General features: G+C 42.3%; 24 protein-coding genes and 2 pseudogenes. 20 read left to right on the forward strand and 6 right to left on the reverse strand.

Annotation, left to right across the window (positions count from 1 at the left end; genetic code table 11):
- Positions 1-219: 219 nt before the first annotated feature.
- Positions 220-486 carry an HAD family hydrolase gene (locus tag EKN16_RS28385; RefSeq protein ID WP_125664523.1) on the forward strand — a complete coding sequence of 89 codons (267 nt, stop codon included), beginning with the start codon at positions 220-222 and terminating at the stop codon, positions 484-486.
- A 127-nt stretch (positions 487-613) separates the two neighbouring features.
- Positions 614-883, forward strand: coding sequence for a hypothetical protein (locus tag EKN16_RS32530; RefSeq protein ID WP_164522602.1), 270 nt, complete (start codon positions 614-616; stop codon positions 881-883).
- A 172-nt stretch (positions 884-1,055) separates the two neighbouring features.
- Here EKN16_RS32530 and EKN16_RS28390 read toward each other — a convergent pair whose 3' ends face one another.
- Positions 1,056-1,643, reverse strand: a complete 588-nt coding sequence (locus tag EKN16_RS28390) for a MepB family protein (RefSeq protein WP_125664524.1) — start codon at positions 1,641-1,643, stop codon at positions 1,056-1,058.
- 272 nt (positions 1,644-1,915) lie between these two features.
- Between EKN16_RS28390 and csaA the strand changes: the two genes are divergently transcribed.
- The 6 genes and pseudogenes from csaA to EKN16_RS28420 all read left to right on the forward strand — a co-directional run bounded on the left by csaA (position 1,916) and on the right by EKN16_RS28420 (position 7,233).
- Positions 1,916-2,245 carry a chaperone CsaA gene (gene csaA / locus EKN16_RS28395; protein ID WP_125664526.1) on the forward strand — a complete coding sequence of 110 codons (330 nt, stop codon included), beginning with the start codon at positions 1,916-1,918 and terminating at the stop codon, positions 2,243-2,245.
- 98 nt (positions 2,246-2,343) lie between these two features.
- A pseudogene (locus EKN16_RS33300) lies at positions 2,344-2,442 on the forward strand (MarR family transcriptional regulator); the annotation flags it as partial.
- Positions 2,405-2,646: pseudogene (locus EKN16_RS28405) on the forward strand (hypothetical protein); the annotation flags it as partial. The pseudogenes EKN16_RS33300 and EKN16_RS28405, both read left to right, overlap by 38 nt.
- A 402-nt stretch (positions 2,647-3,048) precedes the next feature.
- A complete protein-coding gene (locus tag EKN16_RS28410) occupies positions 3,049-4,275 on the forward strand; it encodes a sensor histidine kinase (protein ID WP_125664528.1) in 1,227 nt (408 codons plus the stop codon).
- Positions 4,272-4,919 carry a response regulator gene (locus EKN16_RS28415; protein ID WP_125664530.1) on the forward strand — a complete coding sequence of 216 codons (648 nt, stop codon included), beginning with the start codon at positions 4,272-4,274 and terminating at the stop codon, positions 4,917-4,919. Before EKN16_RS28410 ends, EKN16_RS28415 begins: the two co-directional genes overlap by 4 nt.
- A 133-nt stretch (positions 4,920-5,052) precedes the next feature.
- Entirely contained in the window at positions 5,053-7,233 is a 2,181-nt protein-coding gene (locus EKN16_RS28420; RefSeq protein WP_164523032.1) for an MMPL family transporter, read from the forward strand.
- Positions 7,234-7,314: 81 nt separating this feature from the next.
- On the opposite strand, the gene EKN16_RS28425 is transcribed toward EKN16_RS28420, so the two are convergent.
- Positions 7,315-7,695 carry an S-Ena type endospore appendage gene (locus tag EKN16_RS28425; protein WP_125664534.1) on the reverse strand — a complete coding sequence of 127 codons (381 nt, stop codon included), beginning with the start codon at positions 7,693-7,695 and terminating at the stop codon, positions 7,315-7,317.
- 152 nt (positions 7,696-7,847) lie between these two features.
- Here EKN16_RS28425 and EKN16_RS33845 point away from each other — a divergent pair, with 152 nt between their 5' ends.
- Positions 7,848-8,300: an S-Ena type endospore appendage gene (locus EKN16_RS33845; RefSeq protein ID WP_375782101.1), complete on the forward strand. Its 453-nt coding sequence runs from the start codon at positions 7,848-7,850 to the stop codon at positions 8,298-8,300.
- A 529-nt stretch (positions 8,301-8,829) separates the two neighbouring features.
- Here the strand turns inward: EKN16_RS33845 and EKN16_RS28430 are convergent.
- Positions 8,830-11,496: a family 78 glycoside hydrolase catalytic domain gene (locus tag EKN16_RS28430; RefSeq protein ID WP_408636411.1), complete on the reverse strand. Its 2,667-nt coding sequence runs from the start codon at positions 11,494-11,496 to the stop codon at positions 8,830-8,832.
- A gap of 122 nt (positions 11,497-11,618) precedes the next feature.
- Here EKN16_RS28430 and EKN16_RS28435 point away from each other — a divergent pair, with 122 nt between their 5' ends.
- From EKN16_RS28435 to EKN16_RS28470, 8 genes are all read left to right on the forward strand, one after another.
- Complete coding sequence (locus tag EKN16_RS28435) at positions 11,619-12,488, forward strand: helix-turn-helix domain-containing protein (protein WP_125664538.1); 870 nt, start codon at positions 11,619-11,621, stop codon at positions 12,486-12,488.
- 25 nt (positions 12,489-12,513) lie between these two features.
- Entirely contained in the window at positions 12,514-12,900 is a 387-nt protein-coding gene (locus EKN16_RS28440; RefSeq protein ID WP_125664540.1) for a histidine phosphatase family protein, read from the forward strand.
- Between the two features lie 416 nt (positions 12,901-13,316).
- Positions 13,317-13,718: a hypothetical protein gene (locus tag EKN16_RS28445; RefSeq protein WP_125664542.1), complete on the forward strand. Its 402-nt coding sequence runs from the start codon at positions 13,317-13,319 to the stop codon at positions 13,716-13,718.
- Positions 13,719-13,840: 122 nt separating this feature from the next.
- Positions 13,841-14,782, forward strand: a complete 942-nt coding sequence (locus EKN16_RS28450) for a P-loop NTPase family protein (protein ID WP_125664544.1) — start codon at positions 13,841-13,843, stop codon at positions 14,780-14,782.
- A 42-nt stretch (positions 14,783-14,824) separates the two neighbouring features.
- Positions 14,825-15,316, forward strand: a complete 492-nt coding sequence (locus tag EKN16_RS28455) for a GNAT family N-acetyltransferase (protein WP_125664546.1) — start codon at positions 14,825-14,827, stop codon at positions 15,314-15,316.
- The gene (locus EKN16_RS28460) at positions 15,306-15,758 is read left to right on the forward strand and encodes a VOC family protein (protein ID WP_232016061.1); all 453 of its coding nucleotides are present in this window, start codon (positions 15,306-15,308) and stop codon (positions 15,756-15,758) included. The genes EKN16_RS28455 and EKN16_RS28460 overlap by 11 nt, the downstream gene beginning before the upstream one ends.
- A 20-nt stretch (positions 15,759-15,778) precedes the next feature.
- Positions 15,779-16,780, forward strand: coding sequence for a zinc-dependent alcohol dehydrogenase family protein (locus EKN16_RS28465; protein ID WP_125664548.1), 1,002 nt, complete (start codon positions 15,779-15,781; stop codon positions 16,778-16,780).
- A gap of 15 nt (positions 16,781-16,795) precedes the next feature.
- Positions 16,796-17,278, forward strand: a complete 483-nt coding sequence (locus EKN16_RS28470; RefSeq protein ID WP_125664550.1) for a GyrI-like domain-containing protein — start codon at positions 16,796-16,798, stop codon at positions 17,276-17,278.
- Between the two features lie 168 nt (positions 17,279-17,446).
- Here the strand turns inward: EKN16_RS28470 and EKN16_RS28475 are convergent, their stop codons facing one another.
- Both EKN16_RS28475 and EKN16_RS28480 read right to left on the reverse strand, forming a co-directional pair.
- Positions 17,447-18,934, reverse strand: coding sequence for a DHA2 family efflux MFS transporter permease subunit (locus EKN16_RS28475; protein WP_125666757.1), 1,488 nt, complete (start codon positions 18,932-18,934; stop codon positions 17,447-17,449).
- 455 nt (positions 18,935-19,389) lie between these two features.
- Complete coding sequence (locus tag EKN16_RS28480; protein ID WP_125664552.1) at positions 19,390-19,731, reverse strand: hypothetical protein; 342 nt, start codon at positions 19,729-19,731, stop codon at positions 19,390-19,392.
- 155 nt (positions 19,732-19,886) lie between these two features.
- Here EKN16_RS28480 and EKN16_RS28485 point away from each other — a divergent pair, with 155 nt between their 5' ends.
- The 3 genes from EKN16_RS28485 to EKN16_RS28495 all read left to right on the forward strand — a co-directional run bounded on the left by EKN16_RS28485 (position 19,887) and on the right by EKN16_RS28495 (position 22,034).
- Positions 19,887-20,240 (forward strand): helix-turn-helix domain-containing protein, encoded by a 354-nt coding sequence (locus EKN16_RS28485; RefSeq protein ID WP_125664554.1) that lies wholly within the window; start codon positions 19,887-19,889, stop codon positions 20,238-20,240.
- Between the two features lie 346 nt (positions 20,241-20,586).
- Positions 20,587-21,417: a VanW family protein gene (locus EKN16_RS28490; RefSeq protein WP_375782102.1), complete on the forward strand. Its 831-nt coding sequence runs from the start codon at positions 20,587-20,589 to the stop codon at positions 21,415-21,417.
- A gap of 47 nt (positions 21,418-21,464) precedes the next feature.
- The gene (locus tag EKN16_RS28495; protein WP_125664558.1) at positions 21,465-22,034 is read left to right on the forward strand and encodes a histidine phosphatase family protein; all 570 of its coding nucleotides are present in this window, start codon (positions 21,465-21,467) and stop codon (positions 22,032-22,034) included.
- Between the two features lie 148 nt (positions 22,035-22,182).
- Here EKN16_RS28495 and EKN16_RS28500 read toward each other — a convergent pair whose 3' ends face one another.
- Positions 22,183-22,773 carry a TetR family transcriptional regulator gene (locus tag EKN16_RS28500; protein ID WP_125664560.1) on the reverse strand — a complete coding sequence of 197 codons (591 nt, stop codon included), beginning with the start codon at positions 22,771-22,773 and terminating at the stop codon, positions 22,183-22,185.

Here is a 22,773-nt window from a genome sequence, read left to right on the forward strand (position 1 = left end):
TGAATTACGGAAGCAGTATGAAGCGGCAGTGCGTAGACGAGATCTGTATCGTAGATTCTTTTAAAGTGCCTCAGTTGAAGGTAGTTGGTATGTGTTAAAGACGGACGGATTTTACCAAATGTCAGGGAAAAGCAAATAGAATTAGAGAAATTACTTAAAATCCATGTATTAACCGCTGATAGTAACGGTAGTGCCGCTAGAGAATGTGAGGGACTGCCCGTGGAGCTGCACGTTATCGGTCAGGATGACCAACGGGAGGAGAAAAGAAGTTTTGTTCGTAAGATTGCACCAGGTGTTGCTGTTATGGGTAACGGGGTAAATGATGAGTTAATGTTTCGTCAAGCCGATCTTTCAATCGCTGTAATAGGGAAAGAAGGCTGTGCAACGGCGACGTTAATGGCTAGTAAAATAGTCGTCACAGACGTAATTGATGGATTGGATTTGTTATTCATGCATCATCGGCTCATTCCAACGCTCAGAAAATAAGCGGTGATCTTTATTTAAATAGGCTAAGCTAGAGATACTCCCGCAGAGCTAGCTTAGCCTATTTGTTTATTCCGAGGGACGGATAACGAGAGTTTAAAAGTATTAGAAAAAAAGGTGAGCGAAAAAAATGAATACTCAGACTGATTACGAAATTTCAAAAGTTAGGCTATTGATGAATAGCACGAACCAGGTAATTGGAGAATTGATATTGTTCGAAGAATCTCCGAATGATCAAGAAATGGTCCTTCTGAAATTGACTTTTGACGGTAACAAAATGATCAGTCAAAGCGAAAATTACTTTACTGCTTTGCAGAGTCTAAGAAGGGATCTCGAGGAGAGAAATACTCAAATCTTATGCAATGGGGCAGCTATTAACGTTTATCCATCCACCATGTAATTATCAATGGGGGTTGCTAGGACGGCTTATAAATTACATCTAGGGGTTTCAGCTAAAATAGCAGATATAGTTGATATTTTCGAATGCAATGAAGAGTTGATTTTCGTATCGGTTTCCGAGCAATCGAATTATTATCAACGATGGATCAAAAGTATTCTAAGTCGATAGTTCATTAACGGGTAACAATAGATTGGGGATCGTAAAGCATTTGAGCACGAACAGAGTCTATTGGTATATTCAAAGGTATCTCTAGGAAATATTCTAACTGCCATATCTGAGTTTTTTGAGCCTGACGGCTCGTAGGATTGTCCCAAGGTGGGTAAACACGTATTGCTCTTTTACCACCTTTACCTTTATTGGATACTATATCCTGATCACATAGAACAGCTTTTGGAAATACAAAATGACCAAAGTTACTACCTTTTCGTGTACTAATAACGAAGAAATCGACTGGATCTGATATATCATATGGTTGGATCGGTCCATTCCCAACTCTCTCCCATAAAGTCACAAATTGACCGACCTTTGTAGGAGTGATTCTTGCGACACGAAATCTAATGGAGAGAGCATTCAAGTTAAATACATATGCCCCATATTCAGCATTTTGTGCTTCTGCGAGTGGTCGAGAGTAATCAAATCTGCACGGGTTATAAACAAGATCCTTGGTGGCAAGTAGGTCACTATGAATGGTGTCAGAGGAAGTCCAAGAATTTTGATCGCTAGGGCATACTTCTGAAAAGTCTCGATTTCTTTCATCCATCTGTTCAAATCCTCCATTTGAGTCCCTATGTTGCAAGCCATTGTTGCTCTTAATGTTCACTATCATAATGTAATCATTGCTAGTTCACAAGCTCACTTCAGCAAATGGAACACAACTAATTCAACATCATGTAGGCTGCCCGGCGGGAAGCTCTAGCAGGAGGCGTTACGGATGATTCAGAACGATACGATCACAAAATAAATGAATAACCTTTAATTAATAATAGTGATACCGTAAAATTAGCGTAACTGTAAAAAATGGAGGTAGCAATCGTGGTTACAATTGAGGATTTTATGAAATTAGATATCCGTGTCGGTACTGTAATTAAAGCAGAGCCGTTTCCAGAAGCTCGAAAACCTGCAATAAAATTAGAAATTGATTTTGGTGAGATTGGTATTAAATGCTCTTCGGCTCAGATTACACAAAGATATGAATCAGAACAACTTATTGGACGACAAGTAATCGCAGTAATGAATTTTCCTGTTAGACGTATCGCGGGTTTTAAATCTGAGGTGTTGGTAATCGGTGGTGTTCCAGAAGAAGGTGATGTGGTTCTCTTAAAACCAGATGAACCTGTTAAAAACGGTACACCAATTGCTTGAGGCATTAGCGGAGCATCCTGGACAAGTCCGCATAAATTGCGGGCTTATTTAGTTATCGGATCAAGCTCATGTCATTTGGCGATGAGTGCACCCTCAAACTAGACATAGACGCACAGGCTATACTCGTCGCGTCTAGGCTAATGGCAGCGCGAGCCAAGCTTGGACATGCCTCAGAGATTCATTTCTCCAGATTCGGTTGAGCGAGATGGCCAATCGAGCATGGACAAATGCCTCCTTGGATCGCGAACCATGTCGTGGAAATTCAAGCCATGGCTGCGGTTGTGCCGGAAAGGCCTACTGACACTGTGAAGCGCTTGCTCGGCAGAGAGCCCCGCACGCTAGACGCCTTTCTGCATGAGTGTGTAGAAAGTTTCGGTAGAAGCGGTGTCCATCTGTTTTGAAATTTGTGCCGTTGGACAGCAGGGTAGAATGGAGAAGTACCATAACCCTAACGGGGAACTAAAGTGTAGGAGCTTGCTAAACGGCAGCTCCTTTTCTTTGTTGAAGTAACGGGCAGGATATTTCAATGAAGGCATCCCATTTTTGCCCGATCGTGCAGTAGGGGGTGCCCTTTTGTACGATTTTTTTTAGTTGCCTCCGCTTTATGATGGAGATGTAACATGGTTAAACGCCCCCAAAAGCGATTATATCGCAATGATAGCGATTGCGAACGCGGCTAGACGCATATCGCGAAATGGCAGGTCTTTGAAACGCGATTGGGATGGAAAAATTGATTATGTCATAAAGTACGTCTTCTGATAAACTAATGAGTTATAATATGTACACTATAGAGGTGACCCTACGTGAGCGACAAAAAATATTCGAAAAACCAACCATATGATGATTTCCAATATGATACCTCAAATGTTCTGCTCGACTCTCGTCTACCGACTTTAATTTGGGTCATTTTGATTTATTTTTCTGTATTGATCTCCCACATACCTATTTCCCCTAAATTAGTCGAATTTATTTTTTTTACAGGTCTTATTCTGATCCACATGTTGTTGCATTGGTATGCCAGTTCCATTGTCGATAAACGGCCTTTGCTCTATTTTATGACGCAAGGAATTATCGTTTGGGGCTGTGCGTTACTCATGTCAGACGATTATTCTGCCATATTTACAACTTTGACCACAGGATTGCTCGGGCAAAGTATTGGCGTATTTTTTCAACGTCGCAAGATGCTTTTGGTCGGTATAATTTATTACACTCTGTTTTCCGTTTCATTTGTATGGTTCGGGCCGTCCGAGGTTTTGGCATCATTTTTGCCATCGCTCATTGTAGTGATGGTTATCGTTATCTCCTATGCGAGCTTGTTCTATAAACAGGTTCGCGTTAAATTGCGGACCCAGTTGTTTTTGCGTGAATTGGAACGGGCGCACAGGAAAGTGGAGGAGCTAACTATCGCCAACGAACGTCAAAGGATGGCCCGTGATTTACATGATACTCTAGCACAAGGACTGGCAGGTCTCATCATGCAGCTTGATGCTGTGGATGCGCATTTAGAGAACGGCAATATGCATCGCGCTCATGAGATTGTTCAGCTGTCAAAGGCCCAAGCAAAGCGCACGCTTTCCGAGGCGAGAAGTGCCATTGACGACTTGCGCGCGAATTCCGCAGAGGTATTAGACCTTTCTAAAGCCGTGCAGGATGAAGCTGAACGTTTTTCACATGCTACAGGAGTTCATATTTCCACACAATTATCGAATCCCCATTCGGTGTCGAAGTTAATCATCGAACATAGCTTACACATCATCCGAGAATGTTTAGCCAATACAGCAAAATATGCCATGGCGTCGAACGTAGAAATCTTAGTTGCAACACGAGAAGACGCAATTGAGCTTAAAATTACCGATGATGGCATAGGGTTCGCTACAAAGCTAATCGGGAAACAATCCGGTCGCTATGGTTTAATTGGTTTATATGAACGAGCCAGAATTATTGGAGGAGATATCAAAATCGAAAGCGGAAAGAAGGGAACTCAAGTTTCCGTTCGGATTCCATTACAACAGGAGGACACCATCTTATGACAATTAAGATTCTTATAGTAGATGACCACCTTGTCGTTCGTGAGGGATTAAAACTGATCCTAGAAACCAATCAAAGGTACGAGGTTGTTGCAGAAGCATCCAACGGTGTCGAAGCGCTCCGACTGGTGGAGGCATGCAAACCAGACATTATCCTATTGGATTTGAACATGCCTGAGATGGGTGGCTTAGATACCATGACAGCGCTCAAAGCTAGAGGACTTGATATCCCGGTTATTATTTTGACTACCTATAACGAGGATGAAATGATGATCCGAGGACTCGCGTTAGGTGCCAAAGGGTATTTGCTCAAGGATACGGGAAGGGAAATGATATTTCGCTCAATTGATGCAGCGATGAGGGGCGAGACGTTGCTTCTTCCGGAGATCACCGAGAAAGTATTCGGTAACAAGATGCCAGTACAGGTCAAAGAGTCTTCCTCGGAGAAGATAGCTCTTACAGACAAAGAATTGATGGTGGTTCAAGCGATTGCCCGCGGATCTCGAAGCAAAGAGATTGGCTTCGATATGGGAATCTCCGAACGGACAGTAAAGGCCCATTTAACCAATATTTACAATAAATTAGGAGTTGATTCGAGATCGCAGGCGGTCGCCGTCGCGGTGGAGCGTGGGATACTGCAATTGTAATTGAAACCTTCACATCATTTGCCCGATCGTACATTAGGGGATTGCCCTTATGTACGATTTTTTATTTTTCGCCTTCGTTTATGATGAATGCAAGATATCGAGAGTTTCACATTTAAAAAGGAGTGAGTATTTGATGGCAGAGAAGCTTTACAAACTTGGGAAATGGTGCGCAAACAATCGCTGGAAGGCCATTTTATCCTGGGTACTTATCTTGGGTTTAATCGTCACATTAGGATTGACATTTAACGGTGAGAAATCGGATAAGATTTCCATACCTGGTACGGAGTCTCAACGAGCTATTGATTTGTTATCAAAAGAATTTCCGTCGGGAAATGGCGAAGTAGAGACTGGAAGCGTTCAAGTCGTTTTAAAAGCACCTGAAGGAAAAACACTTGAAGATGTAAAAATGAAAGAGGCTGTGAAATCGTTCTTCGATGCCTCCTTGAAAGATCAAGAAATCGCAGCAGCCATGGATCCCTATACGATGGGAACCTTGAGTCCGGATAAACGAATCGGATATGGCAGCTTAATCTACAAAGTTGCTGCAAAAGATGTTACTCAGGTTTCAAAAGACACTGTGTTGACTAATATGGATATCACCCAGAATGCAGGCATTCAGACGGAGTTAAGCGGAACCGTTCAAGTAACTGCAGCAAGCGGCGGCTCTAGCGCTGAATTAATCGGGATGGGGGTAGCGTTTTTAATCCTGGGCATCACATTCATGTCCATGCTTATGGCAGGGATTCCGATCCTATCGTCTATTATTGGTATCGTGGCAGGAATGATGCTCGTCAATTTTGGATCAGGCTTTATTAGCATAACGGGGACAGCAACTGCACTTTCGATGATGTTAGGACTTGCTGTAGGGATTGACTATGCACTGCTCATTCTTTCCAGAGCACGTCAGGAAGCAAGCAAACGATATGACACAACTGAAGCCATAGCTATTGCTACAGCTACTGCAGGAAGCGCGGTTATCTTTGCCGGTCTCACCGTTATCATTGCTCTTGTAGGCTTGACTGTAGTTAACATGCCGTTCCTTACCCAAATGGGGATCGCCGCTGCAGTAACAGTCATTATGGCTATGAGTATCGCAGTTACCCTTGTCCCTGCACTTCTCTCCCTGATGGGTAAGCGAATCATTCCGAAAAGAAGAAAAGAAGTGGCAAAGCCACAACGTTCGAACGTATTTGGCTTTTGGGGAAGATTTGTTTCGCGATTCCCCGTGCCCGTAGCTTTGGTCTCTCTTATTTTGATCGCCGCTATGTGTTATCCAGTTCTGCACATGAAAACAGGACTTCCCGATAACGGAACGAGATCGACGGAAACAACCGAGAGAAGAGCTTATGATCTAATGGCTGAAGGATTTGGGGCAGGTATTAACGGCCCCATTACAGTCGTAGTGAAGACTTCCGATAGCGAAACAACAAAGAAGGTTGCTTCGATCGTTGGGGATGACGTCAAAAAAATGGAGCGCGTTGTGAGCGTAACACCGCCCATCTCCAATCCTTCGGGTACGGTATCCATTCTGACTGTAATGCCAAGCGAAGGGCCATCGTCAGATCAAACCATTGAACTCGTGAAATCGATAAGAGAATACAATGCGGATATCGAAGAAACCCACAATGCGGAAATCATGCTTACAGGAGCTACCGTTATGAATATTGATATAACGGATAGTCTAAATGACGCATTGCCTATATTCATCGCAACCATTGTAGGATTAGGTTTGATTATCCTTGCTATTGTGTTCCGTTCCATACTGGTTCCCATCAAGGCAATCGTTGGTTTCCTGTTTACGATTTTCTCTTCGCTTGGTGCCGTTGTGCTTGTGTTCCAAGACGGGTATCTGAACGACTTGTTCGGTGTAACGAACGTAGGACCGATCTTGAATTTCCTGCCGATTCTACTCGTAGGGATCGTCTTTGGACTCGCTATGGATTACCAAGTTTTCTTGGTAACTCGGATGCGAGAGGACTATACGCATAGCGGTGATGCTAAGAAATCGGTTATTACCGGTATGGAACATAATGGGCTCGTCGTTTCGGTTGCGGCGCTTATCATGATTGCTGTATTTTGCAGCTTCATATTTACAGATGATTCCACAACTAAATCCTTAGGGCTCGCACTTACGGCCGGGGTACTAATTGATGCGTTTCTTGTTCGAATGACATTCGTCCCTGCAGTCATGTCTCTGATGGGAAAATCAGCGTGGTACATTCCAAAGTGGTTGGACCGCGTATTGCCGAAAGTGGATATTGAGGGTGAAAGCATAGCCCCGAAAAGCAATCAGAGAGACGAGTTAGCTTCGTAAATCAAGGTAAAAGCACAGCTAGGGTTAGGAAAATTGCTCGCAGGCCGATCGAAATACCCTAGAGAGAGGTATTCGTCTTAACTAAGTGCATTTTACGCAATAATGTAAATCTAATACTAAACTTCCTGTGGCATTTGCTTCAGGTGTTACTCCTGTAAGACTTTCGATTGTAATGCTTCTCAAATCTTCAACGAAGATTGTTTCCGAACGACCAGCTGTAACAACGAAGGTTAATGTCGTGACACCCGTGGTATAGTCAACATTAAAGACGGAAGAAGTACTGGTATTAACGACGGTAAATGAACCATTTACTACTAACCCCGTTTGATTAGTAAAGTAATTAAGAGCAGTAACACTCGGAGTAGGTTGGGAAATGGGATTACATTGTTGAATATTGGTAAATTGCTTTGGCACATTATTACAAAAATTAAACACGGCAGAACTTGATGAATTTCCACACATAGTATCACTACCTCTCTTCCTTATTCATGTATAGTATGTTGAGCTTGTATATTTTTAACTGGTGTAAGTCCCATTCTTCAAAAATTGGATGTTTGTTGGGGGTGCATTCAGCTCAATTCCTCATACAAAGTAATATGGGGGGAGATGGGTCTATGAAAAAGAAGTGCAAACGAAAAAAAAACATAGAATGTAATCGTATCTGTCACTCCAAAAAGAGAAAACGGATTAAGAAATGCCCCCGGGATTCAAGGACAAGAAAAACATTAATAAAAAAGCTTATCTGCATACACAGATGTGTTCCCATTAACCAAAAATGTGATGCCGCTACGACTCAAACGTATTTCTATGTTGCTTCGGATTCCAGTGAAAAAAATCCTTCGGGAACCGTCACAATAATAAACACTAGTAAATCCTGTACAATGCAAATTACAATAACCAAATCTTCCAGTGATCATGAAAGTGTTGATGTTGGTCCGAATTCATCGTTTACCGCAATTGTTGCTAATCTACAATCCGTAAAGATCTTATGTAAGGGTCAATCCAATAATGATTTTGATTGTACTGGTTCTATGGAGTTGGATCTCCATTACATTTTAATGTTCTAGTTTTCTGCAGTTGGTGGTAGCTTCGGTCACATCAGCCTAAAACAAAGAGCAGGAGATGAATACAAGGAAAACTAAGGTCATAGCAATATGTGGGTCGTCCTCTGAGTCAACATGGACATAAGATATCCTTACGTCCTTTCATGGGGGTTATGGGAATGCCTCCTGCAGAACAAGGACTTCGGATATCGATAGTACAATACCATTAAGGGCTGCCGCATGGCAGCCCTTTGCTCTGCTGTGCACATTTATGCGTAACAAAGTAGTAAAGAAAACCGGAATATGATTTCCTAATTATGGTAGTATAAAAAAGGAATATCACGGTAAGGAAAGGTCCGGTACGAGGAGAAACTGAACTAATTCTCAAACGCACGCTGAGAAAAGGTGATCCGCATGAAACCGTCTCTCATCAAGAACAGTGTTGTTTACTTCAAAAAAGGCTGCCTCTAGAAGACGAGGCAGCACTAGAGCTGGAGAAACATTCTACTGTGACCAGGAAATGATCCTCCTGAACAAATAGTGATCTTATCTGTTACCCGTGAATAAGTGTAAAGTCATAGGAACCGGAGGCCAGCCCGATTTCGAATCCGGCATTTGTACGCTCGCAGCTTTGTACTCCGCTGACGCCAAGCTGGAACTTATTGTCCTCCCAGATGACTTTGTTCGTCTCCATGATTTGTACGCTTTCTACCGAACCTGGCATATCCACGATGAACTGAGCGTTCATAGAAACGGGAATGCAGATTGTGAAATGGAAACCGAGAGTATCTATTGTACGCTCCCAACGCACACGGACATGGCCGCGTACGGTTGGCACCGATGCTTCTGCGAATGCGAGATCCTCCGGCATGTAGGGCTTGATTCGCACATCTGCGAAGCCGGGGGTAAGCGGCTGAATGCCGACAACATATTCTTGCAGCAGCCGCGCCGGATAGCCATTCCAAGCGTGGCAATGAGATTCGATATCATCCCATCCTTCCCACAAGGTTTTGGCTCCCTGATTAATTATATGCCCCCACCCCGGATACTCTTCGCGGTTAATAAGCCGATAGGCTGCTTCCTGTTGTCCATTCTCGAAAAGCATGCGCAGGAGCGGGAGCGACAACACCGTGTTACACTCCCATTGTTTGGCTGCCACATAAGCGATAGCTTCCTCGCGGTCGCCTTGAGGAACAAGGTCGACGAACAAAGCGATGGCGTTCACGCCCTGATGCGTCTGCTCGGAACCAAGGCAATCCCGGAAAAGCTTCAGCTCGGGATCGTACAACCTTTGGACGATGCTTGTTTGCAGGTTGTCTGCGATCTGCGTGTAGTCCAATGACTCCTGACTAAGTCCGATAAGTGAGGCGATATCGGCGATGATTCGGATGGCCTGAAGCAGCTTGATATTTTGCACAGTTAGAAAGTTGGAACTATGATCAACCGAAGGATAAGGCCAGTCGCTAATATGCCATCCTTTATCGATGGGAACAAGGCCTACCTCAAGGTCGATAATGCTGATGTAATAGTCCACCATCCGTTTGGCGGACTCATAATGACGCGTAAGCAGCCGTTGATCGCCATAAATAAAATAGAGTTTCCTCAAAACCGTACAGTAGTGGAGATCCCATTCGGGTATTTGCAGATTAAACTCCGGGTTCTCATAATTGGATGGGAAAACGAACGGAAATGTCCCGTCTTCCAGCTGTGCGCTCGTGAAATCGCTGAGCAACTTCTCGAGCATATGGCGTGCATCGAAATTAAATAAAAGGAGTTCAGCCTGCAGGTCGGAATCCGCTAAATACTGAGCTTGTTCACGATGCGGGCAATCTACCAATTGACCGAGAGTATTGTTTTTTTGGGTTTGGATGCTAGCAGCATACAATTTGTTCAATAGCTCGCTTGAGCAAGAGAAAGTTCCTTCGCATGCGATATCGGTATGAGCAGAAGCAATAACCAAGTTGGTGCCTGGCACTATCTTTTCTGGATACCCGGTTATCTCTATATAGCGGAATGCCTTATAGGATAAATCAGGCTGCCAAGTCTCCGTCTCAGCACCCCGCATTGTATATTGATCGTAATAATGCTCCGACGTCTCATTGCAGACATTATGCTTCACATGCCCATCCGCATCCAGATCTTCGGAATAACGCATCCGTATGGTTACGCCAGGTATACCTTTAAACGTCAACCGAGGCCAACCTGAAACAATTTTGCCCGCATCGAATACTTGAGCGTAGCTGTCTCCACCTACTTCAAGAGGGATGATGAGCTCCTCAATCGCACCTTCAGGTATCTCTTGCCACTTCATCGGCCACTCTTCTTTAGCAATTTGCGCAACAGACGCTTTAGCTAGTTTCGTCCTATCGAACTCGACATGCATCCAGTCAGGGTCATATTTACGCGCGTCAAAATCCTCGATTGCGGATATACAACGATTTTGTTGGTAAGGTGTTCCTACGCGATGCGGAATATCGATAAGGGAGTCCCACGTCGAATCAGTGCTAAAGGTATCCCTTGAACCATCGGAGTAAAGCACCTCCAGCTGCGCACGGAACCCAGGCAATCCGTCCACATAGTTCTGTCCATTGCCACCGAGGTAGTGCGCAACAGCTGCAAGGCAGTTCATACCTGGTTGCAGAGCTGTAGTTATGTCGTAGGCGAGATAGTATTTTTGCTTCCAGGGATGGGTAGGGGCAGGAGAGCCGTATCCGCCTATTCGCTCACCGTTCAAGTACACCTGTGCCACATTATGAGCGGAAATGAATAGTTTAGCGTAAGTCACCGATAGCTTAATTGGGAATGATTTACGTAAATAAGCAAAGTCGTTTACCAGCACTTGCGGTGAGCTCCAAACCCACTCTGCCTGCCAGTCTTCCGGAAACAAGCCCGTATCCCAGTAGGCCGGTTCCGATGCTGCATAGTGACCGTCTGTACCCAATGCTGCGACTTGCCACCAGTAACGCGTATGTCCATCCAACGCTCGACCCGTATAATCAACAAATAAAGTACCACCTTCGACAAGCTCGCTTTCCCAAACGTCGGAGATACCTTCATGTAGCTGTTGTAAAGAGGTAGCCACCCGAATGAGGCAAGCCGGCAGATGAGCCGCCCTAGCTTCACTAGATAGCTGCCATGAGAAACGCAGAGAATAGTCATCTATGCCGAGCGGCTTAGTAAGACCGTTAACTTTCAGCGTATGGATTTGCAAGTGGAGCACTTCCTTTTCCCAAATAAAATAGGTCTTCAAAAGAAGCTTAATACGTTCTGACCATGTAAAAAAGTGGTGGATGAGCTATATTTATAGGTAGATCGCATCCTTTTTGAAGGTGGGAATAGGCAATGACGAACGCAACGGGCTATACATTGAAAGGAGATTTCTTTTGGAAATCTGGGTTTCCGATTAGTGTGACGCGAGAACGCGAGTCCTTTGGACTTCCGATGCATACGCATGATTTTATCGAAATTAGCTATGTGGCCGAGGGAAAAGGGTTTCATTATATAGGGGATGAAAGGCTTCTGGTAGAGAAAGGAGATGTCTTTCTTATTCCGATTGGAACATCGCATGTGTATCGTCCTATATCAACCAAGCCGGTGCATGAGATGATCGTTTATAACTGTTTATTTAGTCCCGATGTAGTGGCTCGGTTTCAATATGCGCACTCGCTTCCCTTTTCAATAGAACGTATGTTATCTGCTGAATCCAGCCCGTATCGGCGATTTACGGACTCGCATCATGAAATCAAATATGTCATGGAGAAATTGTTTAAAGAGCACACGCTTCACCTTACTGGCTACGAAGGGATTATTAGTGGTTATTTGTTGCAATTAATTTTATTCCTGAATCGTTTAGATAAGCAAGAAGATGAAGCTCATACATCGTATAATCAGCTGGAACCGATTCTTCATTTCATTTCGGACCATTTCTGTGAAGCGATTACGTTGGAACAGCTGGCAAACATGATTCCGATCAGTGTCAGCTATTTACAACGCTTATTCAAAATTGCAACAGGACAGACCTTTACCGAGTACATCCAAAATTTGCGTATTCAAAAAAGCTGCGAGCTGCTCGGTTACAGCGGGCTGAGTGTTATGGATATTTCGAGCGAAGTGGGATATAAGGATGTGAAGTTTTTTCATGCCTTGTTTAAGAAAAAAACGGGTACATCCCCACATCAATATAGGAAGAAGATGACGCTGGAAGCTCGGTAAGGATTTCTGGGGTCTTGTCAGGGCAATCCAGTCTATTCTTCCATTAGCCAATAAACGGAGAATTAATGTTATTACAGATGAACGGTTATCGGAAAGGGAATTATGCGGTGAGAATCATCCGAACTGGCGTGAAATGCTTCGCCATACTTTTAATGATCTTGAGTTGTGTTATGAGGGCGGGGAATCAAGCAGCGCAGCTATGAAGCGTGCATTATCAGTGATTACGGATGTGGTAAATAGTGGACTTAACCATGTGGTCTTAGCAACTCATGGAAACTTGATGTCCTTGCTGCTTAAGTATTACGACAATAAGCAATTCGGATTTGAGGAATGGGAAGCCTTATTCAATCCTGATGTGTACCATTTATGTTTAGATGGTAGATCACCAACTATTCGGAGAATAACGTTTTGAGTAAAAAGGTGTTGTATTCTCTTTTATTTATTGTAGTAGCCTGTGTTGGTTATTCCTTATCTTATTCTAATCAGTGCTTGCCATCACGAAGTACCTAGCGAAGCGGACGGAATCGTTCTGAAGAAGCGATAGCGTTCGCCTTTGTCTCCTTATTTCTACCCCTAAGGGATAGAATCAAGAAATAGGGAGACAACAGCGATCGTAAGAATGATCCGTCCGCGCAGCGGGCTTCTACGCACCAAACTTCGAATTTATCAAGTACTACGAGTGCAACAGGCAGTTTTCGAATAGTGAATAATTGTAAGTTTTAGCTCCTCATTAGCAGGATTTTCCATGCCCTGAATCGAATAATAAAAGTTAAGTTTATGAGTCTCCAGTGTTGAACAAGAATATGTGCTTGGGGGTGACGATGCCGTTTGAATAAAGCTAGTTATTTAATACAAGACACAGATGAATATATGATTTTGTTAAATGCAGCTGAAGCAGAGGAACCGTTTTCTCAGCTTATCTACGATCTTTCTAACCGCTATCCAGCTTATAAAATACATCAAGTATACGAAGTGGCAACAGATAAATTGGAAAAGCTGCTACACAGTGAAGTGTTGGAGATCGTCAAAATACATTATCATCGCTGGGATGATATCGTTCGTACCGAACATTTGACAGTAGAACAATCCTTGAGTTTGTTACACAAACCAGAAATATGGGATCGTGCAAGTGAATGTAATGATGGGGTATACCGGATGTGGACAACCGAATTAGGCCACAGCTTAATAGAAAAATACGAAGTTGATCATCAAATCGAACCGAAAAAATAACTCAAATTGAGGATGGAGGTTAAGCGGTCAAAAGGGTTGCCATACGGCAGCCCTTTACTTTGTTAAACAGGCATTAATTTTGAAAAGGAACCCGAATTAAGAGATCAGAGGGAGGAAGTATTGTGAATCTTATACTTATAGAAGGTATTCCAGGCTCTGGAAAGTCCACAACTGCAAGGTTTATTGCCTTACAAGCTGAAAGGAATGGATTAAAGACAGAACTTTTTCATGAATCTACTTTTCAACATCCGATTTTCATTCAAGAGCCTATTACTAATTACAAGGATTGGATGGAACGGTATATTACGAATTGGGATAAATTCTTGAGTGAGCAATCAGATACTGAAACGACTATTGTAATGGAATCTGCTTTATTTCAAAGCCCCATTCTTCACTTGTTGCATATGGATATTGATAGAGAAGTAATTGTACAATTTATTGAGAAGATATACGCACGATTAACCAATATGAATTGTAGTCTGATCTATCTATATCAGGATGACCCAAACATAGGAATCAATAGAATGATGGATACTAGAGGAGGCAGGAATTGGCTGAATAAAACGTATGAGCAATATAAACACGAGCCCTACTATGCGAATCAAGGGGATTGTGGTCCAGATGTACATCTTAACTTTTTGTATGAATACGCACAGGTTGCCATTTCTGCTTATTCTAAGTGCAGTCTAAATACGCTGGCAATCGAAAACACGAATTGGGATTGGACAACCTACCACAGTAAAATATTGAATTATTACGGATGGTCATATGATCCAGATCCGGTTGTTCCTCTCTCTGAACTACAACAATATACTGGAATTTATCGAAATGAAGAGATGAATGTTGATATCCATATTGAGATAAAAGAGGGCCACTTGATTATTTTTGGTGATCGGCAATTAAAGCCTAAGGGGATTAACTCATTCTATCTTGATAATATCAGCATCGTGGTGAATTTCGTGAGAATTCATACAGAGCCGTTTAATCAATTCATTATTGAAGAGAAAGACTTAGTAGGGAACCAGAAAGATGAAGGAACCCGTTTTGTAAGAACTCAGAGGTAGATTGGGCAATCATTCCTGATTAGTCGAGGAAGGAGCATAGATATGATAACGATTAATAGTGTGGAGTATGATCAGAAATCGACGTTAAGGAATCTTTTGGAGCTCTATAATTATGATTTTAGCGAATTCGAACCTGAAGATGTTAATGAAAATGGCTTATATGGATATAGGTATCTGGATCAATATTGGACGGAAGAGGGCAGACATCCATTTTTCATTCGAGTAGATGGAAAACTGGCTGGGTTTGCATTAGTAAGAGAGGTTGGTACAAATGAACATAACCAAACCATTTATTCGGTGGCTGAGTTCTTTGTCATGAAGAAATATAGAAAACTAGGAGTAGGTCAGCATGTGTCTACCGAATTATTCAATACATTCAGCGGCATATGGAAAGTTGGTCAAATCGAAACAAACAAACCAGCTCAAGCTTTTTGGAGAAAGATAATTGGAAAATATACAAATAACAACTATCGGGAAATTAGAGAGGACGACTGGGAAGGGCCAATTCAAACATTTTCTACAGATGCAGGGTAAAATCAACAACAAAATGAAGGAGCTGGAAGCGGTGGCTGTTAAAGTGAGCAATTGTGCAGTGGTTCAATTACCGGTAAAGGATTTGGAGATCTCCGTGAAGTGGTATCGGGAGAACCTCGGAATTCCGTTCACGTTCGATTTTCAACCAGGGGATAATGAGGCTTGGCTGAATGTAGGCGGTGTGGGGCTTGGTTTGATTCGTTGTCCGAAGGTTCCAAATCTGGATTTCACCAACAGCGCTGGGCAGCTTCAGCCTATTATTTCTCTGCAGGTAGAGAACATTCATAGCGTATATGAAGAACTCAAGGAGAAGGGCATTCAAACGGGTGAGATGATCTATAAAAAAGGCGGAGGCTACAGCTTTACGCTTCGCGATCCAGACGGCCATCTATCCAATCTGTGGGGTGGCTGGCCATCTCCTGAGGATGAAGGGGACGCATAATAGAAGGAGAGACTGTTATTTTGAAAGTTAAATGCATTAAATTCTATCATTTTGGAGATCCCGGGCATGTATTAAAAGTTGAAAATAAAAGAATTGAACTGCCTATTGCTGGAGAAGTCCTTGTGCGTATGACCGCTTGCCCTATCAATCCATCTGATCTCATCCCAATTAGAGGAGCCTATTCTCATCGGATTTCTTTACCTGCTATTCCTGGTTATGAAGGGGTCGGTATTATAGAAGAGGTAGGCCCCTCTGTTTCTCAAGAGCTTATTGGTAAACGTGTGCTGCCTCTAAGAGGGGAAGGTACATGGCAAGAATATGTTAAAACAACCGCCGAATTAGCGGTTCCCATCCCTCATTCTATTGATGATTACATAGCCGCCCAATTATATATAAACCCGCTAACGGCGTGGCTTACTTGTACAGAAGTATTAAAATTAAGACCAGACGATGTTTTAATTATAAATGCTGGCGGCTCTTCTATTGGTCGCCTCTTTGCTCAACTATCTAAGATTATTGGCTTTCGGCTTATTGCTGTTACGAGGAATAATAATTATACGGAGGAGTTACTTCAGCTGGGTGCTTCATGTGTCATTAATTCAACGGAAACACCTTTATATCAGACTGTTATGGAGCTGACGAATGGATTAGGTGTTCATGCTGCTATTGATTCTGTCGGAGGGTCCTCTGGTACAGATTTAGCCATGTGTATACGCCCTAGCGGTACTTTTTTAACCATAGGTCTATTATCAGGCATTCCTATTGTTTGGTCGGAAATAACAAATAGAGACAAAATAAAGATGAAGATATTTCATTTGCGACATTGGAATCAACAGGTAACTATTCAAGCTTGGCAAGAAACATTTAGCCACTTGATATCCATGATAATGGAGAAGAAATTGACACTTATGAGACCAGCTTCTAGTTACGATCTACTGGAAGTACAGGAGGCTGTTCGTGCTGCCGAATCATTGGGGAGGAATAAGGGGAAAGTTTTTCTGACAAGTAATCTACCCTTTTAAAGGGACTGGGAGGCGATGCATGTGGAACAGAGAAATGAATTAACAATAGTCACAATTGAATCTTTTCATGCGGTAGGGTTGAAGTGGGAAGGCACTTTTGCTGAAGCAGGGGCTGGTGGAATTCGAGTCATCCAAACGGAATTAAAGAATCGCCTACAAGAAATACAGAATGTTGTGCATCCGGATACTCTCTTAGGATTATCCTATCATGTCCAAGAGGGGCGCTTTACTCACTATGCAGTCGTTGAAGTCAAAAGGATAGAACATATGCCAGAAGGTATGACAAGTATTGTGGTTCCTACATTGACCTATGCAAAATGCGAGCACAAAAGAGGACAAAATGTTGATGCCTCTTATCAAAATATATATGCATGGATTGAAAATCAGGGCTATCAGCTGCATAAGGGAGATGTTACTCATTTTGAGGAATATCCTATGAATCACGACCCTTATATAAAAGATCCAGAATTTACAATCATGATGCCTATTGAAGCCTGATATACAAACTAAAGGGGCGGCTCCATGATGCCATTGCATGCTCCCGCTTCACACAGAAGAGCTTCTCCAGCTTAACGAAGCGGAGAAGCTCTTTCGCATGTTCTTCTAACGAAAAGGAACCTGATCATCCGTATACGCTGGGTCCTTGTGTTGCATCCTATCCTCTTCTTATGCTTCCCTAACTCTTGTTCGGTCCAGGTTTCCGATTTCCTCTTCCTCGACCTGCCCGGTACGTTTAATGAAGAAAGAAAGCAGCAGACCGACAATTCCGATTCCAACAATGACAAGATACGCATCATTAATACCCTGAATCGTCGACTCCATTAACATATGCCCTTTTGTCCCTGTACCACCAGCGGCCATCATATCCTTAAAATGAGTCTTCGTACTGGTTGTCATAACTGTGACAAGCAGCGCGGTACCAATCCCGCCGGCAACCTGTTTAATGGTGTTGGAAATAGCCGTACCATGCGCATTCAGTCTTGCAGGCAGTTGATTAAGGCCTGCTGTTGTGATCGGCATCAGGAACATAGCCATTCCGAAGCGTCGTCCTGTGGACATCAGAACTAAATACGTATAACTTGTGGAATCGGTCAGATTAACGAAACCGATTGTTGTTGCGATCGTAATAATCATACCGATTATTGACAGCCACTTTGCTCCAAACCGATCGAACAGCTTTCCTGTCACCGGCATCATAAAGCCCATTAGAAGCGCACCAGGGAGCATCAGAAGTCCAGACTCCATAGGAGTGTATCCGCGAGCATTCTGCAAATATAACGGAAGCAGCATCATATCTGCATACATGACCATCGTTACCACAATATTAATAACGGTCGTCAGTGAGAACATACTGTATTTGAATGCCCTGAGATCAAGAAGAGGGCTCTTAGTGGTCAGCTGCCGCAAAACGAACAGAACCAATAAAACCACGCCTATAGCTATAGATACAAGCACTTCCGCACTTGACCAGCCTTTGCTCGCAGCGCTGCTAAACCCATAAAGAAGAGCACCAAATCCGATTGTTGAGAGAATGGCACCCCAAACATCAATCTTGGGATAACTTCGCTCTGACACATTTTTCAAATAAATAAAGGCAATAACGATAACAATAGCGACAAACGGAATGATTCCATAAAACATCGTACGCCATGAATAATGCTCAATGACATAACCGGCGAGTGTAGGCCCGATAGCAGGAGCGAAGATAATAGCGAAACCGACCATTCCCATCGCTGCTCCACGCTTTTCGGGAGGGAAAATGGTCAGAACGACAGTCATTAGCAGCGGCATAATAATACCTGCTCCAGCTGCTTGAATCAGACGGCCAACCAGCAATACGTCGAAGCTATGCGCCAATGCTGAAACAATGGTTCCACCGAGAAAAACAATCATGGAAGTCTGAAAAAGCTCACGGGTCGTAAACCTTTGCATTAGAAATGCGGTGATCGGAATAAGAACACCGTTAACCAGCATATAGCCGGTTGTCAGCCATTGAGCCGTAGATGCTGCGATGTCAAAATCGATCATCAGCTCCGGCGTCGCGACGCTCATAATGGTCTGATTCAAAACGGCGATGAACGTCCCCAGAATCATAACAAACAATAGGGGGCCTTTCTTAATGGAACTGCTATCAAAGGCTAAATCTTTACTCATCATGCTCAATCCCTTCAAATTCATCATGAAACTAATAAACACTTTGTTGTATAATTAACTTACTGTAAAGAATTATAATCATCTCTCTTCTATTTCACAAGCAACAGCTTTTTAAAAAATGTTTATTAGTTTACAGTTGAATGGGATCTGTCGTCTATGTGAAAAATAATCTACAAAGCAGGATACAATTGTCGTCTAGAGCTTCAGGAGATTGAGTTTGAGAAAATGATGGAGAGGATGGCGGATGACATGACTAATGAAATTCATGCTATTTTTAAGGATGTTCCGGATCAGTCCGGTTTAGTCATTGATTGGTCCGTATTGGTCAAAATGCTTGAGCATATCGCGGAAAAAGGGCTCAGATAAAGTGGTTAAGATTTAACACGCGGCAAGTCAGCGGCAGTGATGGCGACCAAGGGGAAGGGGGGACTTTGCTCCTGGCGGATGGCATGGCACTAATTATGTTGAAAGTAATTATATGCTTTACTATCTTTGTTCTGGAAATCAGAAATCCAAACCAGTAATTTTCTGCAAGAGGGGAATTGGTAATAAATAAAGCCATCAATTGCTCCGGACGATAAAATATCTAGTTGAAATAAATACAGATTTATATGGGCGGTATGAGCTGTTTCGCCCATTATGCTTTGCATTTTTAAAAATGAAGTTAAGTACATATGTTTTCTTTCATTAAAGAGATAATCATCGAATAAATAATAATCTGGTGTAATGGGATCACCTTGAATATAAATTGGTCGACTTTTGTTTTTTGGACCTAAAACAACATTAACATAATACATTTTAATACCATTCTCCTCTCTAAAGTTTAATCTTAGGGAATTTTGAGTTTAATTTAATTTTAGTGCATATAAGCAAGATTATCAATGAATTAGTGAATAATATGCTCTGTTTTTGGTTACACTGCTTCTCTAATCTGGTAGAGAGGTGGTAGTTCTTGTTACTAAAACTAATCGGAGAAAGATTACGGTATTTGAGAAAAATTAATAACTTAACGCAAGAGGAATTAGCTGAAAAAGCGGGGATTAATGCCTCTTATATCGGCTCCGTAGAACGAGGGGATCGGAATATTTCGATCGAGACATTGGAAAAAATTATAAATGGTCTGAATGTGACTCCTACTGAAATGTTCCAATTCCATGAAATTGATTCCAAATATTCAAGTTTTGAGAATGCACAATTATTGGAGACGATAAATTCGTTACTTTATCATCGAAGCTTAGAGGAGAAAAAACTAATTTACCGTATTATTAAGGATATCTTGGAAACCATGGATTCAAAAATTGATTAATGTTAGGTCAATAACACCCGATAAGTGAACAGCAATAATAGAGCGTGTTAAGCGGCGATCGCTTCTCGGTATTCTACCGGGAGGAGGTCGCTTAGCATTCTCTTTAAGCCTATGTTCGTCTAGTAGAAAGGCTTTTAATTGCTTATTTTCTTATTACATACTCTTACTTAAACGACCTCAAAAAGTTCTCAAACGCCTCTGCCTGAAGCTTTTCTACACACTCCCTCCTCATAACATAATCGTACAAACAATCTAGGAATAGTAGCCAAACTGAGCTAAAATGAATAATAGGATTTTTTGGAAGTTATAGGCAGGGGAGGAAGTGCTGTATATTCTCGTATTCTTCATTAAAAAGGAGAGGAATGTGCAAAAACCAATAAATAGAAGCTCACTCAGAATCTATGTCGGGAAAAAGTATTTTCGGTTCAAACGCTACTGGCATTGGTATGCGCGTAGAAATAAATTCGCTACTACAAGAAATGAGAACGCTCTACTTCCACATATCATATCTGAACATAAGACCCCATTAATCAGGCAGCTGAAAGAAGTAGATATGTGGCTGCAGCACAATAAAGTAAAGAACCTGCATATTGCTTCGAAACGTTTAAACAGAATCATAATTAAACCAGGTGAAACCTTCTCTTATTGGCGCTTTATTGGCAATACCACCAAAAGAAAAGGGTATGTGGACGGCATGATTTTGTTTTATGGGAAGGTGATAACGGGTATCGGAGGTGGCTTGTGTCAGCTATCAAATTTAATCTATTGGATGACGCTTCATTCTCCATTAACGGTTACAGAGAGATATCGACACAGCTATGATGTATTTCCTGATTCGCAGCGCAGTCAACCCTTTGGAAGCGGGGCAACATGCGCTTATAACTATTTGGATTTGCAGATCGAGAATCAAACCAATCAAACGTACCAATTGGTTATTTATTTGACTGACACCCATTTAGTTGGGGAATGGAGAGCGGATCTTCCAGAAACAAGAGCTTATGAAGTCTATGAAAAGGAACACTGGATCACGCAAGAGTATTGGGGTGGTTATAGTAGGCATAATACGATATTCAGAAAAGTGTTCAATATGGATAATGAACTGATCTGCGACGAGTTCATCACTGAGAATCACGCGATCATGATGTATGAACCATTATTAACTTCGGGGAATTCCTGAATTCGTATGAATATATATCTTATGGGAGCACGGAATGGAGGATATAAATGAAAACAATCATCTATATGGTAAGGCATGCAGAGTCACCTTTTGAATTTGGTCAAGAAAGAACTCGGGGGCTTTCGGAAGAAGGTATTGCAGCCGCGAAGCGAGTCGCCAGATTGTTCACGGATATTGATGTCCATTATATGGCATCGAGTCCCTATACTAGAGCGAAGCAAACGATTCAATACATAGCGGAGCATAAGTGCTTACCTATTGTAGAGTACGAGGAGCTCGTCGAGCGACCGATCAAAGGCTTGGATTATAAAGCGCCATGGGATGAACTTTATGAAGCAATACGTAAATCCTTTGTTGATAAGGATTTCGCTTTAGAGGGTGGAGAAACGACAAGGAGCGTACAACAAAGATCTATACCCATTATTGAGAGAATTCTAGAGGAACAACGGGGGAACAATATCGTCATAGGTACACATGGCAATATAATGACCATCATAATGAATCACTATGACGATAAGTACGGATTTGAGTTTTGGAACTCCACCTCGAAACCTGATATATACCGAATGACATTTAATCAGAATCAATTGGAGTGTGTAGAGAGGATATGGAAATAGACAATTTCGGTATGCACATGCAAATAGAGCCGAAGAAGACCCAAAACCTAATCAAAAAGGACGACTTTCAATTCAAAAATCGAATTGATGGTCGTCCTTTTTTTGAAAGCTTCTAAAAACCGTAAGTTTTTCATTGGCCTCGAATCATTTATCCCTTAACCTGCAATCCACCTAATATAAAAGCAGTGATATCCTCAATCATCTCATCAATTGAGACCTGATCATCAACTTTCATTACTTTCCAGTAGTCTGAATCTTGGTGAAATAACAGCGTTCCGACGGTCGACATTAACGCCGTATCGAGCGAACGATAGTGGAATACGCCATGTTTGCGTCCTTCTACAAGCCAATGCTGCAGTAAATTCCATATCGGTACTACATGCTCCCGGATTTTATGAACGCGGGGTGTATTCATTATGACTTCCTGCTGAATGATGCTTATTAGCTCTGGATCTTTTCCACGAAACCGTGTAACTTCACTTATGATAAATTTAAGCCCTTCTAATGGATCCATCTCTCGGTCCATAGCCGCAATCATTTCATTAGGGAAAAAAAATGAATCAAATAATGCAGGAAACATATTTTCCTTACCGCCAAAATGATAGGACACGAGTGCAACATTCACACCTGCTTCTTCGCATATCTGCCTCACTGTCGTTCCATCGAATCCCTTAGTCGCGAACAATTTCCTTGCAGCCAGCAATATTCGCATTTTACTATCATTATCAGGTATAGTCAT

This window comes from Paenibacillus baekrokdamisoli (assembly GCF_003945345.1).
GTDB lineage: Bacteria > Bacillota > Bacilli > Paenibacillales > Paenibacillaceae > Paenibacillus_Z > Paenibacillus_Z baekrokdamisoli.

Excerpts from the sequence above, each read along its gene's own strand:
- EKN16_RS32530 (WP_164522602.1), top strand. The coding sequence starts at position 614 with ATGAATACTCAGACTGATTACGAAATTTCAAAAGTTAGGCTATTGATG.
- EKN16_RS28390 (WP_125664524.1), bottom strand. The coding sequence starts at position 1,643 with ATGGATGAAAGAAATCGAGACTTTTCAGAAGTATGCCCTAGCGATCAA.
- EKN16_RS28415 (WP_125664530.1), top strand. The coding sequence starts at position 4,272 with ATGACAATTAAGATTCTTATAGTAGATGACCACCTTGTCGTTCGTGAG.
- EKN16_RS28420 (WP_164523032.1), top strand. The coding sequence starts at position 5,053 with ATGGCAGAGAAGCTTTACAAACTTGGGAAATGGTGCGCAAACAATCGC.
- EKN16_RS28425 (WP_125664534.1), bottom strand. The coding sequence starts at position 7,695 with ATGTGTGGAAATTCATCAAGTTCTGCCGTGTTTAATTTTTGTAATAAT.
- EKN16_RS33845 (WP_375782101.1), top strand. The coding sequence starts at position 7,848 with ATGAAAAAGAAGTGCAAACGAAAAAAAAACATAGAATGTAATCGTATC.
- EKN16_RS28435 (WP_125664538.1), top strand. The coding sequence starts at position 11,619 with ATGACGAACGCAACGGGCTATACATTGAAAGGAGATTTCTTTTGGAAA.
- EKN16_RS28455 (WP_125664546.1), top strand. The coding sequence starts at position 14,825 with ATGATAACGATTAATAGTGTGGAGTATGATCAGAAATCGACGTTAAGG.
- EKN16_RS28460 (WP_232016061.1), top strand. The coding sequence starts at position 15,306 with ATGCAGGGTAAAATCAACAACAAAATGAAGGAGCTGGAAGCGGTGGCT.
- EKN16_RS28470 (WP_125664550.1), top strand. The coding sequence starts at position 16,796 with ATGCATGTGGAACAGAGAAATGAATTAACAATAGTCACAATTGAATCT.
- EKN16_RS28475 (WP_125666757.1), bottom strand. The coding sequence starts at position 18,934 with ATGAGTAAAGATTTAGCCTTTGATAGCAGTTCCATTAAGAAAGGCCCC.
- EKN16_RS28480 (WP_125664552.1), bottom strand. The coding sequence starts at position 19,731 with ATGTATTATGTTAATGTTGTTTTAGGTCCAAAAAACAAAAGTCGACCA.
- EKN16_RS28495 (WP_125664558.1), top strand. The coding sequence starts at position 21,465 with ATGAAAACAATCATCTATATGGTAAGGCATGCAGAGTCACCTTTTGAA.
- EKN16_RS28500 (WP_125664560.1), bottom strand. The coding sequence starts at position 22,773 with ATGACTATACCTGATAATGATAGTAAAATGCGAATATTGCTGGCTGCA.